Source organism: Arthrobacter sp. Soil_N43 (assembly GCF_057655195.1).
The window spans coordinates 1-15,818 of the sequence record NZ_JBDGML010000131.1 but is presented as its reverse complement, the minus strand read 5'-3'; the positions used below and the strand labels follow the sequence as shown (position 1 = coordinate 15,818).

The 15,818-nt window shown below is 64.1% G+C and carries 17 protein-coding genes; 1 reads left to right on the top strand and 16 read right to left on the bottom strand.

The window, feature by feature from the left end; all coding sequences use genetic code 11:
* Window positions 1-6: 6 nt before the first annotated feature.
* From AC3A3W_RS21635 to AC3A3W_RS21585, 11 genes are all read right to left on the bottom strand, one after another.
* Entirely contained in the window at window positions 7-291 is a 285-nt protein-coding gene (locus AC3A3W_RS21635) for a F0F1 ATP synthase subunit epsilon (RefSeq protein ID WP_205653639.1), read from the bottom strand.
* 1 nt (window position 292) lies between these two features.
* Complete coding sequence (atpD, locus tag AC3A3W_RS21630; RefSeq protein ID WP_205653638.1) at window positions 293-1,747, bottom strand: F0F1 ATP synthase subunit beta; 1,455 nt, start codon at window positions 1,745-1,747, stop codon at window positions 293-295.
* Between the two features lie 81 nt (window positions 1,748-1,828).
* A complete protein-coding gene (locus AC3A3W_RS21625) occupies window positions 1,829-2,719 on the bottom strand; it encodes a F0F1 ATP synthase subunit gamma (RefSeq protein WP_487445173.1) in 891 nt (296 codons plus the stop codon).
* Between the two features lie 76 nt (window positions 2,720-2,795).
* Entirely contained in the window at window positions 2,796-4,433 is a 1,638-nt protein-coding gene (atpA, locus tag AC3A3W_RS21620) for a F0F1 ATP synthase subunit alpha (protein WP_487445193.1), read from the bottom strand.
* An 82-nt stretch (window positions 4,434-4,515) separates the two neighbouring features.
* Window positions 4,516-5,343 carry a F0F1 ATP synthase subunit delta gene (locus AC3A3W_RS21615; protein WP_487445172.1) on the bottom strand — a complete coding sequence of 276 codons (828 nt, stop codon included), beginning with the start codon at window positions 5,341-5,343 and terminating at the stop codon, window positions 4,516-4,518.
* On the bottom strand, window positions 5,343-5,900 hold the full coding sequence (locus AC3A3W_RS21610) for a F0F1 ATP synthase subunit B (protein ID WP_487445171.1): 558 nt from the start codon (window positions 5,898-5,900) through the stop codon (window positions 5,343-5,345). Before AC3A3W_RS21610 ends, AC3A3W_RS21615 begins: the two co-directional genes overlap by 1 nt.
* 52 nt (window positions 5,901-5,952) lie before the next feature.
* Complete coding sequence (gene atpE / locus AC3A3W_RS21605) at window positions 5,953-6,171, bottom strand: ATP synthase F0 subunit C (protein ID WP_011692451.1); 219 nt, start codon at window positions 6,169-6,171, stop codon at window positions 5,953-5,955.
* Window positions 6,172-6,251: 80 nt separating this feature from the next.
* Window positions 6,252-7,052 (bottom strand): F0F1 ATP synthase subunit A, encoded by an 801-nt coding sequence (atpB, locus tag AC3A3W_RS21600; protein ID WP_205653634.1) that lies wholly within the window; start codon window positions 7,050-7,052, stop codon window positions 6,252-6,254.
* A gap of 81 nt (window positions 7,053-7,133) precedes the next feature.
* Window positions 7,134-7,472, bottom strand: coding sequence for a hypothetical protein (locus AC3A3W_RS21595; protein WP_487445170.1), 339 nt, complete (start codon window positions 7,470-7,472; stop codon window positions 7,134-7,136).
* Window positions 7,465-7,962, bottom strand: coding sequence for a Cg1360 family ATP-synthase-associated protein (locus AC3A3W_RS21590; RefSeq protein WP_487445169.1), 498 nt, complete (start codon window positions 7,960-7,962; stop codon window positions 7,465-7,467). The genes AC3A3W_RS21595 and AC3A3W_RS21590 overlap by 8 nt, the downstream gene beginning before the upstream one ends.
* 97 nt (window positions 7,963-8,059) lie before the next feature.
* Window positions 8,060-9,172, bottom strand: coding sequence for an MraY family glycosyltransferase (locus AC3A3W_RS21585; RefSeq protein WP_205653632.1), 1,113 nt, complete (start codon window positions 9,170-9,172; stop codon window positions 8,060-8,062).
* Between the two features lie 271 nt (window positions 9,173-9,443).
* Between AC3A3W_RS21585 and AC3A3W_RS21580 the strand changes: the two genes are divergently transcribed.
* Window positions 9,444-10,340, top strand: coding sequence for a glycosyltransferase (locus AC3A3W_RS21580; protein ID WP_487445168.1), 897 nt, complete (start codon window positions 9,444-9,446; stop codon window positions 10,338-10,340).
* On the opposite strand, the gene AC3A3W_RS21575 is transcribed toward AC3A3W_RS21580, so the two are convergent.
* The 5 genes from AC3A3W_RS21575 to rho all read right to left on the bottom strand — a co-directional run.
* A complete protein-coding gene (locus AC3A3W_RS21575; RefSeq protein ID WP_487445167.1) occupies window positions 10,321-11,118 on the bottom strand; it encodes a WecB/TagA/CpsF family glycosyltransferase in 798 nt (265 codons plus the stop codon). The two genes, AC3A3W_RS21580 and AC3A3W_RS21575, sit on opposite strands and share 20 nt — an antisense overlap.
* Window positions 11,115-11,891, bottom strand: coding sequence for an L-threonylcarbamoyladenylate synthase (locus AC3A3W_RS21570; protein ID WP_487445166.1), 777 nt, complete (start codon window positions 11,889-11,891; stop codon window positions 11,115-11,117). Before AC3A3W_RS21570 ends, AC3A3W_RS21575 begins: the two co-directional genes overlap by 4 nt.
* Window positions 11,892-11,906: 15 nt before the next feature.
* Window positions 11,907-12,806 (bottom strand): peptide chain release factor N(5)-glutamine methyltransferase, encoded by a 900-nt coding sequence (prmC, locus tag AC3A3W_RS21565; protein WP_487445165.1) that lies wholly within the window; start codon window positions 12,804-12,806, stop codon window positions 11,907-11,909.
* An 18-nt stretch (window positions 12,807-12,824) separates the two neighbouring features.
* A complete protein-coding gene (gene prfA, locus AC3A3W_RS21560; RefSeq protein WP_487445164.1) occupies window positions 12,825-13,898 on the bottom strand; it encodes a peptide chain release factor 1 in 1,074 nt (357 codons plus the stop codon).
* A 258-nt stretch (window positions 13,899-14,156) separates the two neighbouring features.
* Window positions 14,157-15,818 (bottom strand): transcription termination factor Rho (gene rho, locus AC3A3W_RS21555; RefSeq protein WP_487445163.1); only part of this gene is annotated, 1,662 nt, incomplete at its 5' end.

Below are 15,818 nucleotides of genomic sequence, written 5' to 3'. Positions count from 1 at the left end.
GTCGTGCTAGCGGATCCCCGCAGTGGCCGCGTCGCCCAGCTGGGCGTTGTCAGCAACAATAACCACCCGGTTGTTGTCGACGGAGAAGAAGCCCCCATCAACAACTACAGCGATACGGTCACCGGAAACCGGCTCGATTGCCATTTCACCTTCGGCCAGAATCGCCAGCAGGGGCGAGTGGCCGGGCAGGATTCCGATTTCACCATCGCTGGTGCGGGCCTTGACCATCTTGGCCGCTCCGGACCACACGAAGTGGTCCGCTGCGACAATCTCAACCTCAAGCTCAGCCATATTACTTGGTCTGTTCCTGGATCTTGGCCCACTGGCGCTCAACGTCATCGAGGCCACCGACGTTGAAGAACGCCTGCTCCGCGATGTGGTCGAGGTCGCCGTCGCAGATGGCGGTGAAGCCTTCAACGGTGTCCTTGATGGACACGGTGGAACCCTCGACGCCGGTGAACTGCTTGGCGGTGTAGGTGTTCTGCGACAGGAACTGCTGGATGCGGCGTGCACGGGAGACGACGATCTTGTCTTCCTCAGAGAGTTCGTCAACACCGAGGATGGCGATGATGTCCTGGAGTTCCTTGTTCTTCTGCAGGATCTGCTTCACACGGACAGCCGTGTTGTAGTGGTCCTTGCCGATGTACTGGGGGTCCAGGATTCGGGAGGTCGACGTCAGCGGGTCAACGGCCGGGTACAGACCACGGGAGGCGATTTCACGCGAAAGTTCCGTGGTCGCGTCGAGGTGTGCGAAGGTCGTGGCCGGGGCCGGGTCGGTGTAGTCATCTGCGGGAACGTAGATGGCCTGCATCGAGGTGATGGAGTGGCCCTTGGTGGACGTAATGCGCTCCTGGAGGAGGCCCATCTCGTCGGCCAGGTTCGGCTGGTAGCCCACGGCGGAAGGCATGCGGCCGAGGAGGGTGGAAACCTCGGAACCTGCCTGCGTGAAGCGGAAGATGTTGTCGATGAAGAGCAGCACGTCCTGGTTCTGGACATCGCGGAAGTACTCCGCCATGGTCAGGGCCGACAGGGCGACGCGCAGACGCGTTCCCGGCGGCTCGTCCATCTGGCCGAATACAAGGGCGGTGTCCTTCAGAACGCCGGCTTCTTCCATTTCAACCCAGAGGTCGTTACCTTCACGCGTACGCTCGCCAACGCCGGCAAATACCGACGTACCACCGAAGTTGCGGGCAACACGGGTGATCATTTCCTGGATCAGAACAGTCTTGCCCACGCCGGCGCCGCCGAACAGGCCGATCTTTCCACCCTTGATGTACGGGGTGAGGAGGTCGATGACCTTGATGCCCGTTTCGAGCATCTCGGTGGAGCCTTCGAGGGACGCGAAGGACGGAGCCTTGCGGTGGATGGGCCAGTAGTCCGAAGCGTTGATCTCGGACTCGGCAACGTCGAGCGGCTTGCCCAGCACGTTGAAGATGTGGCCCTTGACGCCGTCGCCCACGGGCACGGTGATCGGTCCGCCGGTGTTGACGACGGCCGTGCCGCGGACGAGTCCGTCCGTGGCCTGCAGGGCGATAGCGCGGACGAGGTTGTCACCCAGGTGCTGGGAGGTCTCGAACGTGATGGTCTTGGTCTCACCGTTGAGAGTGATCTCGGTGGTGAGTGCGTGGTAAATCGAGGGGATTGCGTCAGCCGGGAATTCGACGTCGACAACCGGGCCAATAACACGTGCGATACGGCCGGTGGCACCGGACGTTGCGGCTACGTGTTCGGTAGCGGTGGCAGTCATCTCTCTCACTTCACTCAGTAGATGGCGTGGGGGTTAAGTTTATCTGTGGTGCAGGTCTGGCTGGATCCGAGATCCGGCAGGCTAGGACGCGAGAGCGTCGGCGCCGGCCACGATTTCGGAGAGCTCCTGCGTAATTTCCGCCTGGCGGGCGGTGTTGCGCAGACGCGTGTACTTCTTGATGAGGTCCGTGGCGTTGTCGCCGGCGGACTTCATGGCCCGCTGGCGGGCAGCGAGCTCCGAAGCCGCGGCCTGCAACATGGCTGCGAAAATCCGGGATTCGATGTACCGCGGCAGCAGAGCATCGAGAACCTGCTCTGACTCCGGTTCGAACTCGTACAAGGGCAGCAGGTCCGATTCGGAGGCAGGCTGCTCGTCTACAACTTCGAGCGGAAGAAGACGGATGACCGTCGGCTCCTGGGTCACCATGGACTTGAAGCGGGTGTACACAACGTGGATTTCGTCCACGCCGTCCTCTTCGTAGTCCGTTGCAAAATCCTTCAGCAGTGTCGCGCCGATTTCCTGCGCCGTAGCGAACTCCGGTGCGTCGGTGCCGCCGGTCCAGACCCCTCCATAGGAGCGGCCACGGAAGTCGTAGTAAGCCTGTGCCTTGCGGCCCACCAGGTACGTCTTGACTTCCTTGCCCTCGGCGCGGAGCAGCTCATTGAGGCCTTCGGCCTGCTTGAGCACGCTTGCCGAGTAGGATCCTGCCAGGCCGCGGTCCGAGGTGATGACCAGCACTGCGGCACGGCGGATGTTCTCCGGCTCGGTTGTCAGCGGGTGGTCGATTTCGCTCTGGCTAGCAACGGCAGAAACGGCGCGCGTGATCGCGTTCGCGTAAGGCAGTGAAGCTGCTACGCGTGCGCGGGCCTTGCCGATGCGCGAGGTAGCGATCAGTTCCATCGCCTTGAAGATCTTCCGCATCGACGTCGTCGAGGCGATCTTCTGGCGGTAGACCCGAATCTGGGCTCCCATACTTATCCTTTCCTAAGATCCCGATGGCCGGGACTGCCGGAACCCGTCGGGGTTCCCGCAGTCCCCGCCAGCGAAACTAGCGCTTCTGCCTGACGATTTTTTCCTGGTCGACCTGGCCCTCGGAGATGGCTTCATGCTCCTCGTGGCCGGCGCCTACCAGGTGGTTGTCGCCTTCGCCGAAGAAGCCCTTCTTGAAGTTGACGATCGCGTCCTTCAGCGCTGCTGCGGTGTCGTCATCCAGGACGTTGGTCTGCGCCAGCGTGGTGAGGATGGAGGACTTGTGCTTCAGGTGCTCAAGGAACTCGCCCTCGAAGCGGCGGACGTCCTCGACGGGAACGTCGTCCAGGTGGCCCTGGGTTCCTGCCCAGATGGACACGACCTGGTCCTCGACCGGGAACGGCGAGTACTGGCCCTGCTTGAGCAGTTCCATCAGGCGTGCGCCACGGGTCAGCTGCTGGCGGGAAGCGGCGTCAAGGTCGGATGCGAACATCGCGAACGCCTGCATGTCGCGGTACTGGGCGAGGTCCAGCTTCAAAGTACCGGAGACCTTCTTCATGGACTTGACCTGTGCTGCACCGCCAACGCGGGACACAGAGACACCCACGTCGACAGCGGGGCGCTGGTTGGCGTTGAAGAGGTCCGACTGCAGGAAGATCTGGCCATCGGTAATGGAGATCACGTTGGTCGGGATGTAGGCCGAAACGTCGTTTGCCTTGGTCTCGATGAGCGGCAGGCCGGTCATCGAGCCGGCGCCGAGCTCGTCGGAGAGCTTGGCGCAACGCTCGAGGAGACGGGAGTGCAGGTAGAACACGTCGCCCGGGTAGGCTTCGCGTCCCGGCGGGCGGCGGAGCAGCAGCGACACTGCACGGTAGGCCTCGGCCTGCTTGGAGAGGTCATCGAACACGATGAGGACGTGCTTGCCGCCGTACATCCAGTGCTGGCCGATGGCGGACCCGGCGTAGGGCGCCAGGTACTTGAAGCCAGCGGGGTCGGAAGCCGGGGAGGCAACAATCGTGGTGTATTCCAGTGCGCCGTTGTCTTCCAGCGTCTGGCGGATCGCCGCGATGGTGGACGCCTTCTGGCCGATTGCCACGTACACGCAGCGAACCTGCTTGGTCACGTCGCCGGAAGCCCAGTTGGCCTTCTGGTTGATGATCGTGTCGATGGCAATAGCGGACTTACCGGTCTGGCGGTCGCCAATGATCAGCTGGCGCTGGCCACGGCCGATCGGAATCATCGCGTCGATGGCCTTCAGACCGGTCTGCATCGGCTCGTGCACCGACTTGCGCTGGGTCACGCCGGGAGCCTGGAGCTCCAGTGCGCGGGTGGTTTCGGCCTTGATCTCGCCGAGGTCATCGATGGGCACGCCCAGCGGGTCAACGACGCGGCCGAGGAAGGCGTCGCCAACCGGCACGGACAGAACCTGTCCGGTGCGGTGGACTTCCTGGCCTTCTTCGATCCCGGTGAAGTCACCGAGGACGATGACGCCGATCTCGCGGACGTCGAGGTTCTGGGCCAGGCCCAGCGTGCCGTCTTCGAAGCGAAGCAGCTCGTTCGCCATGACCGAGGGAAGGCCCTCAACACGGGCGATGCCGTCACTTGCGGTGGTAACACGGCCGACCTCTACGCGCTCTGCGTTTCCGGGTTCGTAGGACGCCGCGAACTCGTTCAACGCATTACGGACGTCGTCGGCGTTGATGGTCAATTCGGCCATCTGCAGTCCCTGCTCTCCTGTTTCGTGATCATCGTTGCTCACGATGACCGGGGTTTCTATCAGTTAAGTTGTGCTTGTCCGGCTAGCCGGCCAGTTGGCGTTGCAGCTCGCCCAGGCGGGTGATCACAGAAGCGTCGAGCACTTCGTCGCCCACCTGTACGCGGATGCCGCCGATCAGCAAAGGATCAACCTTGACGTTGATCTTGAGCTCGCGCCCGTAGAGGGAGTTGAGCCCCGCCTGCAGACGGCCGGCCTGCGTCGCCGTCATGGGACGGGTGACGCTGACCGTTGCAATCCAGCGCTGCTGGCGCTTGGCGGCGAGCTCGGCAAACCGGGCGACGAGCCTGGTTGCCTTGATGCCGCGCGGTTGCGACACTGCCTGGCCGATGAGGACTTTTGCTTCCTCGCTTGCGCCAGGAACCAACCTCTCGGCCAGGGCGATCTTTGCTGCGCCGCTGGCCTGCGGTTCAGACAGAGCACGCTGCACCTCGTGGCTGGAAGCCACGGCCTGGTTGAAAGAGAACAGATCGTTCTCAAGCTCTTCCAGTCCGCTAATGCCGGAGGCAGAAACGGCCGACTTGTTTTCTGCAACGGCGATAACCACCGTTGCGGCAAGCGTCTCGAGTGCATCGCCGATGTCTCGCGCCGATGCCCAGCGTGAACTGGCCAGTCCGGCCGCGATCTCCGCAGCCTCAGTGGAGACCTTCCCGCTGAACAGCTGCCTGATCAGCGCTGACTTTTCCTCACCGCTGCGGGACGGGTCCGTCAGGGCACGGCGCAAGCCAGCCGAGCTGTCCACCGTTCCCAGGATTCCGAAGAGTTCCTTTGCCAACTGCAGCGATGCAAATGGAAGCCTGGCTTCCAGCCCGGTCAGCGCCTTGGTCAGCGATTCGCTCGATACACCTGCCATTACTTTGCTACACCTGCGTTCTGGTTCTCCAGATCAGCCAGGAAGCGGTCAACAACACGTGCCGCGCGCTCGTCGTCGCTCAGCGACTCACCGACGATGCGGCCAGCCAGCGTGGTGGCCAGGGTGCCCACCTCTGAACGCAGGGACACGACGGCCGCCTGGCGCTCAGATTCGATCTGTACGTGTGCCTGCGCCGTGATGCGCGCAGACTCGGCTGCAGCCTTCTCCTTCAGCTCCGCAAGGATCTGGGCGCCTTCGGCACGGGCCTCCTCGCGGATGCGGTTGGCCTCTGCGCGTGCGTCGGTGAGCTGCTGCTTGTACTCCTCGAGCGCTGCGGAAGCCTCGGCCTGGGCCTTCTCAGCCTTGGCGATGCCGCCTTCGATGGCCTCAGCGCGCTCTGCGAAGGTCTTCTCGAACATCGGGACAACGAACTTGACCACGATGAATAAGAGGACAACAAAGCCGGCGAGGACGACGCCCATTTCCCAGACATTGGGAACGAGCGGGTTAGCCGCTGCTGCGCCTTCGGTGGCGGCTGAGATGATCAGCTGATTCATATTTCACCCGTCCTTATCTACTCGGTTCTGAATGTTCGCTAGTTCTGCTGGACTAGCTAAGAACGAATGCGAAGACCAGACCCAGGATGGCGAGGGCTTCAGTCAGCGCGAGGCCGAGGAATGCGATCGGCTGCAGGACGCGCTGGGCTTCCGGCTGACGTGCCACACCGTTGATGTAAGCAGCGAACACGAGACCCACACCGATACCACCGCCGATGGCGGAGAGGCCGTAGCCGATGAGGTTGAGGGAGCCGTTGATGGAGCCTTCCATTTTTCTTCCTTTCAAGATGCCAACTCTGTGGCAGGTTGTTTGGGTTGCTTCATCCCCGCGTGGGGGAAGTTTAAGGGTGCCTAATGGCTGTCGGCGTGAAGGGCGCCTTCGATGTAGATAGCCGTCAGCAGGGTGAAGACGTAGGCCTGCAGTGCCATGATCAGCGCTTCGAGCATGTACATGGCAATTGCACCGGCCAGGACCAGAACGGAGGTCCCCTTCAGCAGAACGTTTTCCTGCATGACGAGGAACTCAATCCCCGAGCCGGCGATCATAACGATCAGGTGGCCTGCCAGCATGGTGGCGAACAGACGAAGGCTGTGCGTGACAGGGCGGACCAGGAAGTTGGAGATGATCTCGATCGGGATGACGATCGGCAGGATGTAGACCGGGACTCCGGAAGGAACAGTGGCAAGCTTGAAGTAGCGCAGGCCGTTCTTCTTGACGCCGATGGCGATCCAGGTGATGTAGACGATGGCCGCCAGGACGTAGGCACCGCCCACGTGGGAGAAGCTCGGCAGCTGGATGAGCGGGATCGCGCCGTAGATGTTGTTCACCAGGATGAAGAAGAACAGCGTGAACAGCAGCGGGACATACTTCATGAAGTCCCTGCCGCCGATGATGTCCTTGGCGATGCTGTTGCGGACGAAGCCGTAGGCCATCTCGCCGGCGAACTGCAGCTTGCCAGGAACCAACTGCTGCTTCCGCGCAGCTAGCATAAAGAACGTAGCGATAATGACGACGGACAGGATTACCAGCAGCATCTGCTTGGAGAATCCGTCATGCGCACCCCACGGCAGGATCGCCGGCAGGTGCATTTCTTCAATTCCGGGAGGCGTGAAGACTCCTGAATTTTGGGCCGGGAGCGCAAGCGCGATCAACGCGTTTCCTCTCTGCAGTGTCCATCGTTGGGCGTTGGTCGGGTTCCGGCGTGACTCATGCTCGCCCTCCCCCTCGTAAAGTTATTTGGCATTACTGGTCCCGTCCTCGGACGGGCCGCTGGCTGCACCATTCCCGCCAGTCGGTTTTCTCGAACTGGTGAGGCCGTGCATATGGGATAGATAGAATCCTCCCGCAGCTCCAAGCAGAGCGCCTGCGAGCACAATCCAGCGGGTTCCCCACAGATAATCCAGACCCCACCCTATCAAACTCCAGACCATGATTCCGCCAATAATGTAGCTGAATACGGCGATTCCAGCGTTGTAACCGCCGTCACCATTTCCGGTCGACTCGGCTGGAGTGCCGGCCGGTTTGGAGGCGTCGCCGGCAGGGTTGTTCTCGGAGTGGCGCCGCTTAGACATCGGTGCTCCCCCTGTCCGCCTGCGGGTTGGGCTGGGGGTCATTGAAGATCTGCAGCCGGGCCTTGCTGAAGCCATAGATTTCAGCCGCCTGCCAGAACACGACACAGACCACAGCCCCGATCAGGAACCAGCGTTCATGCAGCCACGCCGGCGCCCCGAGGACGAACAGCACGACCGCAAAGCCGATGACCTTGACGAAGTATGTAGCCACGAACAGGCCCACGGCGCCGGACGGATTGCTTCGTCCAACAAAGTGGCCTATCAGGAGACTGACGGCAAAAAACGCCATCACCAGCAGGCCGCCGAACGTACTCGAGAGCAGTCCGACCCAGCCGTTGAAAATCAGGGCCAGGATGCCGGTGAGCAGCAGCGCTCCGCCGGCCGCTGCCGAGCTGAGGCCCAGCAGGCCAAGCCACAGGGACTGCCTGGGAGCGGACGCGCCAACAGATCCGGTGCCGGACGGAGGTCCGGGCTCGGCGTTGGAGGTCATTCGATCCCAATCGTCGTGGGCAGGCGGTGGATTTGGTGCAGGACACACCTGCCCCTGAATTCTACACGAGATAGAAATAATTAAGGAAAACTGCTGGCTACTGCGCTGTATCAGCGCTGCGGCGGCTCAAATACGGCCATGCGGTAATGAGTCCCATGCCCAGTGTTGCCATCAGGTCAACGGCCAGCACAATCTGCCAGGGATACACGGCAAAGGCGAGGCCGCCGAAAGACAGGACGGCGGTCCACATGTACATCAGCATCACTGCTGTGCGGTGGGAATAGCCGATGTCCATCAGCTTGTGGTGCAGGTGTCCGCGGTCCGCCGACCACGGGGAACGGCCCACAGCCGTGCGCCGGACCACGGCGAGACAAAGATCCAGGAGCGGGAGGAACAGCACTGCAAAGGGCAGCACGATCGGGATGATCGTCGGGATACCGTTTACGCGGTCATAAAGCCCGGACGTAATCTGGCCGGTGGACACCACACCGGCCGAGGCCATGAGCAGGCCTATCAGCATGGCTCCGGAATCTCCCATGAATATCTTCGAGGGAAACCAGTTGTGTGGCAGGAATCCCACGCAACTGCCGACCAGGATTGCCGTGAGCAGCGTCGCGAGGTCCGAGCGGTCCAGCAGAACGGCCGTCCGGTGGACCCAGTAGGCCGTCAGGAAGAAGGCCGCCCCGCCGATGATCGCCACACCGGCCGCCAGGCCGTCCAGGCCGTCGATGAAGTTGAAGGCGTTCATCGTCGTCACAATGAGGCCGGTGGTGAGGATGATGTTCACCGGATCCGAGTCGAAGCGGATGGGCTCCGGGATAAAGGGAATGATGGTCATCCGCACGCCCCACACCGCCACCACCAGTGCCGCCGCGATCTGCCCGATCAGCTTGACCCACCAGCGCAGGTCCAGGAGGTCGTCAGCCACGCCCACGAGGACGATGACGGCAGCCCCTGCCAAGACGCCCCAGGGCGCCGTGTTGCCCCGGAAGATGTCCTTCACGAAGAAGGACTGGCTGGCCACGACCAGCGCCACGAGCACGCCGGCAAAGATTCCCAGCCCGCCAAGACGCGAAACCGGGCTCGAGTGCATGTCCCGGCTGCGGATCGGCGCGAACAGTTCAAGCCGGTTGCCGACCAGCCGCGCGCCCCAGGTTGCCGCATAGGACACGATGGCCGCCGTCAGCATCATGCTCAGGTACATGATCATGGTGTCTCCCCCGCCCGCTGCATTTTTTGCCAACGCAGATTCGGGGTGGGGCCGGGGGGACCGTGGGGGCTAGATAGCTGTGGATCTGACGTGCAATAAATGAAACTTCTCCGTCGCCATGCGCACAGACAGGCACTGCATGAGTGCCTGACAGGGCTGTATTACAGTGGACTCTAGTCAAGATACTAACGCCAACGGGTACATCGCTTCGCGTCACACGGCCTCACGCCGGCGGGAAACTTGCCGACGGCTGTGCTGAAAGGATCCCGTAATGACAGTGTCCGTCGCCGTTGCTGCCGTGACGTTTGACCGCCCCCGTGAACTCGCCGTTCTGCTCAGCGCCATCAACAGCCAAACGGCGCCGGTGGCCTCGATTTGCCTGGTGGACAGCGGCACCGTCCCCGCCAGGGAGGTGGCCGAGGAGCACCACAACGTGGACTACGTCCGTTCGGAGGCGAACCTTGGCGGGGCGGGCGGGTTCTCGCTGGCCGTCCTCAAGGCCGTGGCCAGCGGTGCTGAGTGGATCTGGATGATGGACGACGACGCCGAGCCGGCGGACACCGAATGCCTGGCCACCCTGATCCGGGAGGCCGAGGCCCGGGACCTTGAAGCCGTGGTTCCGCTCGTTGTGGCGCCCGGGCACCCCGACCGACTGTCCTTCTTCTTCCGGCTCGACGGCAAAGTGACCCACGACCGTGCCGCGCTGGAAAAGGTGGGTTTCCTCCCGCAGGACGGGCATTTCTTCAACGGGGCCCTGATCCGCGCAGACGTCTTCTTCAAGGTGGGCCTGCCCGACATGCGCCTCTTCATCCGGGGCGACGAGGTGGACTTCACCATCCGGCTGCGCAAGGCGGGAATCCGGTTCGGCACCGTCACCACCACGGCCATCACCCATCCCCACGCCTTCTCCGAGACCCAGCACGTCTTCGGCGCACGGTGGCACGTCATAGTTCCGGAGTCGGCATTCAAGCGGTACTACTACTACCGCAACCGCGGCTACCTGATCCGCCGCTACTTCCGCGTCAAGTCCCTGACAGCCGACGTCGGCGGTTACCTGGGATACTTCCTGCGCCGCGGTGACTTGCGGGGCCTGGCCGACTGGTTCAGGGCATTTTCCACGGGCCTCCGCGGCAAGGGGTTCGGCCCGCTTAAGGACCAGAAGTTCTAGAGGATCCCTGGCCGGGCGCTGCCGTCCTCTGCTGCAGGCGGCGCCGGACCAGCAGGCCAAGCAGCACCCACGGTTCACCCAGGACGCGGTACGCAACGCGCCGCGGGTGAAGCAAGAGCCGCCACGCCCACTCGAGACCGAGCCTGCCGAGCCAGCGCGGAGCCAGCTTTTGGATGCCGGCAATCTGCTCGATGGCACCGCCCACGGCGCAGTAGACAGCGGGAGGCAGCGAGTCGAGGCGACGCCGCAGCACTTCTTCCTGCAGCGGCATGCCCAGGCCAACGAGCACCAACTGGGGCCGCTGCTCCGCGAGCCACGCTGCTGCCGCCTCCTCGATGTCTTCGTTCCAGCCATCGCCGGGCATGCCGGAAACCGTGGCCCCGGGAACGATGCCCCGCAGCTTTTCAACAGCGAGTGCATTGGCCACGGGTCCCGCGCCGAGGACCGCGATCCGTTCGAGCCCGCCGACCTCTCCCAACGCAGGAATCCAGTCCGTCGAACCCAGCCGGTAATCCATGACAGGCGCGGAGTGGTTCTTTCCGCGCCCCCAGAGCCACAGCACCGGGGCACCGTCGATCAGGACAACGTCGCTGTCCTCATAGAACTTGCGGAACTCAGGTTCGGAATGGAACAGCGTGACGCTGTGGAGGTTGTGCCCGACGACGGTCCGTGTTGTGCCGTCAGCGACGAACCTGTTCAGCACCCCGGTGAGTCCGGCGACGTCCAGAGGAGTGGCATCGACCCCCAGGACAGGGACGGCCTGGCGCTGCAGCATCATTCGGCATGGGGCGCTTTGTCGCCCCGGGGTTCCTCGCCGGCAGGTTCGGCTTCCGCAGGTTCCTCGCCGGCAGGTTCCGCTCCCGCAGCCGCAGTGTCAGACACAGCCGCATTGCCGTCAATGTCCAGCAGGCCGGGCACCACTTCCCGGAGCCGTTCAAGGCTCACGGCGCCTTCCCGCACCACCCGCAGCGGGCGGGACGTGGCGTCCACGATCGTGGACGGCAGCGCATCCGATCCCTCGACGGGGCGGAATCCGCCTTCCAGATAGACCTCAACGGACTCGGCGAGCTGGGCTTGGGCTTCAAAAGCCGTCTGCGCTGGTGCCTGCCCTGTCCTGTTGGCTGACGATACGGCCAGCGGGCCGGTGAGGGTCAGCAGCTCCTGCGCCACTTCATCGGCCGGAATCCTGAGCGCCACGGTTCCCTTGGTGTCTCCCAGATCCCAGTCCAGCGAAGGCTGGGCGTGCAGGATGAGCGTCAGTCCCCCGGGCCAGAAGGCCTCAGCGAGCTGGCGCGCCTCGGGAAACACATCTGTGGCCAGACCGTCCAGTGCGTTGAGGCGCGGCATCAGCACGGGAGGCGGCATGCTCCGGCTGCGGCCTTTCGAAGCCAGCAGCATGGTCACGGCCTGCGGCGAAAACGCGTCCGCGGCGATCCCGTAGACGGTATCCGTGGGAAACACCACGCACTTCTTCTCAAGGATGGCACGCCGTGCGTGAGCCAGTCCCGCGGTGCGCTCGTCGTCGGACATGCAGTTATAGGTAGTGGTCACTGCCTTATTCTTTCATTACTCCGCGCCGGACATGGCGAGGACGGCACTGGTTGCGCGTTCCTTGCCGTTGAGGTCCAGGTGCGTGGTGACATCCGTCCACCGTCCCGTTCCGGACAGCATCGCCGCGATCCAGCCGGCCTGCACCTCGGCGTGCTCCATGACGAAGTACCCCCCTGGAACCAGCAGCCGCGCCGCAGAGGCGGCAGCCGCCGTCGGAAGTTCCATGCCGTCCGCTCCCCCGCCGTAAAGCGCTTCCGGAGGGTCGTGCAGGGCTACTTCGGGTTCGTTCGGAATGGCCTCCGCGGGAATATAGGGCGGGTTGGACACGACGACGTCGAACGTTCCGTTGAGTTCCGGCAGGGCGTCCCGCAGGTCCCCGCGGATGAGGCTGACTCCCAGGGGCTGGAGGTTTTTGGCCGCCCAGGCATGGGCGAACTCGCTGAACTCCACCGCATGCACCTCCGCCTCCGGCACTTCATGGGCCACTGACCCCGCGATGGCCCCGGACCCCGTGCCGAGATCCACCACCTTGGGCCGGGCAACACCCGTCCGGACCAGTTCCCGGAGCCGGTCGATGACCAGCTGGACCACAGACTCCGTTTCCGGGCGGGGAATAAACACGCCCGGGCCCACGGCCAGTTGGAGGTAGCGAAAATGCGCGACGCCGGTGATGTGCTGCAGCGGAATGCGGCGGGCCCGCTCGGCCACGAGTTCCGCGTAGCCCGCCGGCGCAGGCGCATCACCCAGCATCATGGACCGCAGCCGGCCCAGCCCGACGCCCAGCAGGTGGTCCGCCAGCAGTTCGGCATCGACCCTGGGGCTGGGAACCCCGGCATCGGCCAGGAGTCCGGCGGCTTCGCGGACGGCGTCGCCAAGGGACTGCCCCGGCCGGGCCGGATCATGCTCGGAGGTCATCTACGTCGGCGGTTCCGGCTAGTCGCCGATGGCGTCCAGGCGTGCCTGCTCGTCCATCTCGATGGCCGACTGGATCACCGGTTCGAGGTCGCCGTTCATGACCTGGTCCAGGTTGTACGCCTTGTAGCCGGTGCGGTGGTCAGCAATCCGGTTTTCGGGGTAGTTGTAGGTGCGGATCCGCTCGGAGCGGTCCATGGTGCGGATCTGGGACTTCCGCTGGGCCGAGTTCTCGGCGTCGATCTGTTCCTGCTGGTGAGCCAGGATGCGGGCGCGGAGGACGCGCATGCCAGCTTCACGGTTCTGCAGCTGCGACTTCTCGTTCTGCATCGCCACCACGATGCCGGTGGGAAGGTGCGTGATGCGCACGGCGGAGTCAGTGGTGTTGACGGACTGGCCGCCGGGTCCCGACGAGCGGTAGACGTCGATCTTGAGGTCGTTCTGGTTGATTTCGAGCTCTTCCGGCTCGTCCACTTCGGGAAGGACCAGCACGCCGGCGGCCGAGGTGTGGATGCGGCCCTGCGACTCGGTGACGGGCACGCGCTGCACGCGGTGCACGCCGCCCTCGAACTTCAGCCGCGCGTAGACACCTTCGGCGGGGTCGTTGGAGCTGCCCTTGACGGCCATCTGGACGTCCTTGTAGCCGCCCAGGTCCGATTCTGTGGCGGAGATGATTTCGGTCTTCCAGCCGCGCGACTCTGCATAGCGGGTGTACATGCGCAGGAGGTCACCGGCGAACAGCGCGGCTTCGTCGCCGCCTTCGCCGCCCTTGACCTCAAGGATCACGTTGCGGGCGTCATCGGGGTCGCGGGGAATGAGCAGCCGGCGGAGCTTCGCGGCAGTCGTCTCAAGGGCGGCCTCGAGTTCCGGCACCTCGGCAGCGAACTCGGGGTCCTCGGCGGCCATTTCCTTGGCGGCAGCAAGGTCATCCTGGATTCCGTGCCATTTGTGGTAGGCCTCCACAATGCCGTTGAGCTGCGCAGACCGCCGCCCCAGCTTGCGTGCCAGCTTCTGGTCAGCATAGACAGCCGGATCCCCAAGCTGGGCCTGAATAGCATCATGCTCATCAAGCAGGCCCTGTACGGACTCAAACATTTTCAAAACCTCTTTCGACTCTTACAAGTCTAGTAATGCGGCAACGAAGGTGACCAACGGAGAAGGCAACCGGCAGTAGAGGCGTTCGGTTTTGCCGCCCCGGGAGTGGCATCGGGCCTGCCGGAGCGTGGTGGCCAAGTCCGTCAGGACGTGGCCACCACGCGTAGGGGCGGGGGCGGCAAAACCGAACGGCGAAGGCGGGGGCGGAATCCCACACGGCGAACCGTGCAGAGTTCCGACACCCCGCCTTTGACTCAGCTACTTGTCGTTATCCGACTTAGCACCAAGCGTCGTCTTCTGGACCTGCATCAGGAACTCGACGTTGCTCTGCGTCTCCCGGATCTTGTTGGTCAGCAGCTCAAGGCTCTGCTGCGTTTCGAGCCCGGACAGGACGCGGCGCAGCTTCCACATGATCTTGACCTCTTCAGGCGAGAGCAGGTTCTCTTCGCGGCGGGTACCGGACGCGTTGACGTCCACTGCCGGGAAGATGCGCTTGTCAGCCAGCTGGCGGGACAGGCGGAGCTCCATGTTGCCGGTGCCCTTGAACTCTTCGAAGATGACCTCGTCCATCTTGGAGCCGGTCTCGACGAGCGCGGTGGCCAGGATGGTCAGCGAGCCGCCGTTTTCGATGTTGCGGGCTGCACCGAAGAAGCGCTTCGGCGGGTACAGCGCTGCGGAGTCGACACCACCGGACAGGATGCGGCCCGAGGCCGGTGCTGCCAGGTTGTAAGCACGGCCCAGGCGGGTCATGGAGTCGAGGAGCACCACGACGTCCATGCCCATCTCCACGAGGCGCTTTGCGCGTTCGATGGAGAGCTCGGCCACGGTGGTGTGGTCGTCGGCGGGACGGTCGAAGGTGGAGGCGATGACCTCACCCTTGACGGTGCGCTGCATGTCCGTGACTTCTTCGGGGCGTTCGTCAACGAGCACCATCATGAGGTGGACCTCAGGATTGTTGGTGGTGATGGCGTTGGCGATTGACTGCAGGATGAGGGTCTTACCGGCCTTCGGCGGGGAGACGATCAGGCCGCGCTGGCCCTTGCCGATCGGGGCAACCAGGTCGATGACGCGGGGGCCGATCTTCTTGGGGTCCGTCTCGAGGCGCAGGCGCTCGGACGGGTACAGCGGAACCAGCTTGGCGAACTCAACACGGTCCTTGAGGTCCTCGGAGGTCTTGCCGTTGACCGAGGTCACGCGGACCAAGGCGTTGAACTTCTGGCGGGCCGACTGCTGGCCGCGGTCCTCGCCGTCGCGCGGAGCGCGGATGGCACCGACCACCGCGTCGCCCTTGCGCAGGTTGTACTTCTTGACCTGGGCGAGGGACACGTAGACATCGTTCGGGCCCGGCAGGTAGCCGGACGTGCGGATGAAGGCGTAGTTCTCAAGGACGTCGAGGATGCCTGCCACGGGCAGCAGGACATCGTCATCGGTCACCTCGACGTCGTCGACGTCGGGCCCCTGGCTGCGTCCCCGACGGCGGTCGTTGCGGTCGCGGAAGCGGTCGTTGCGGGCGTTGCCGTCCCGGCTGTCGGACCGTTCGTTGCGGTCGCGGCGGTTGCGGCGGTTGCGGCGGCTGCCGCCCTCGTCGTCGCCGTCGCGGCTGTCATCGCGGCGGTTGTCGCGGCCGCCTGCGCCCTCGGCGGAGTCACGGCCACCGCGGGTGCGGCCGCCTTCGCGGCGGTCGGTGCGCTGCCCGCCGTCGCTGGTATCGCCGGCCTGTTCACGGGCTTCGCCACGGGTCTCTGCGCGGGCTTCGCCACGGGTTTCAGCACGGGCTTCGCCACGGGAGTCGGCACCGCGGGTTTCAGCGGCACGGGTTTCAGCGGGAGCAACTTCAGCCGGGGCCTCGGCGGTTTCCGCCTGCGGAGCCGCTGCGGCAGCCTCGCCGCGGCGGCGGTTCCGGGTACGCGGCTGACGGCG

Coding starts and splice junctions, on each gene's coding strand:
- atpE (WP_011692451.1), bottom strand. CDS start 6,171: ATGGAAGGCTCCATCAACGGCTCCCTCAACCTCATCGGCTACGGCCTC.
- AC3A3W_RS21580 (WP_487445168.1), top strand. CDS start 9,444: ATGACAGTGTCCGTCGCCGTTGCTGCCGTGACGTTTGACCGCCCCCGT.
- AC3A3W_RS21590 (WP_487445169.1), bottom strand. CDS start 7,962: ATGACCTCCAACGCCGAGCCCGGACCTCCGTCCGGCACCGGATCTGTT.
- AC3A3W_RS21595 (WP_487445170.1), bottom strand. CDS start 7,472: ATGTCTAAGCGGCGCCACTCCGAGAACAACCCTGCCGGCGACGCCTCC.
- AC3A3W_RS21635 (WP_205653639.1), bottom strand. CDS start 291: ATGGCTGAGCTTGAGGTTGAGATTGTCGCAGCGGACCACTTCGTGTGG.
- prmC (WP_487445165.1), bottom strand. CDS start 12,806: ATGACCTCCGAGCATGATCCGGCCCGGCCGGGGCAGTCCCTTGGCGAC.
- AC3A3W_RS21610 (WP_487445171.1), bottom strand. CDS start 5,900: ATGAATCAGCTGATCATCTCAGCCGCCACCGAAGGCGCAGCAGCGGCT.
- prfA (WP_487445164.1), bottom strand. CDS start 13,898: ATGTTTGAGTCCGTACAGGGCCTGCTTGATGAGCATGATGCTATTCAG.
- atpD (WP_205653638.1), bottom strand. CDS start 1,747: ATGACTGCCACCGCTACCGAACACGTAGCCGCAACGTCCGGTGCCACC.
- AC3A3W_RS21585 (WP_205653632.1), bottom strand. CDS start 9,172: ATGATCATGTACCTGAGCATGATGCTGACGGCGGCCATCGTGTCCTAT.
- AC3A3W_RS21615 (WP_487445172.1), bottom strand. CDS start 5,343: ATGGCAGGTGTATCGAGCGAATCGCTGACCAAGGCGCTGACCGGGCTG.
- AC3A3W_RS21575 (WP_487445167.1), bottom strand. CDS start 11,118: ATGATGCTGCAGCGCCAGGCCGTCCCTGTCCTGGGGGTCGATGCCACT.
- AC3A3W_RS21625 (WP_487445173.1), bottom strand. CDS start 2,719: ATGGGAGCCCAGATTCGGGTCTACCGCCAGAAGATCGCCTCGACGACG.
- atpA (WP_487445193.1), bottom strand. CDS start 4,433: ATGGCCGAATTGACCATCAACGCCGACGACGTCCGTAATGCGTTGAAC.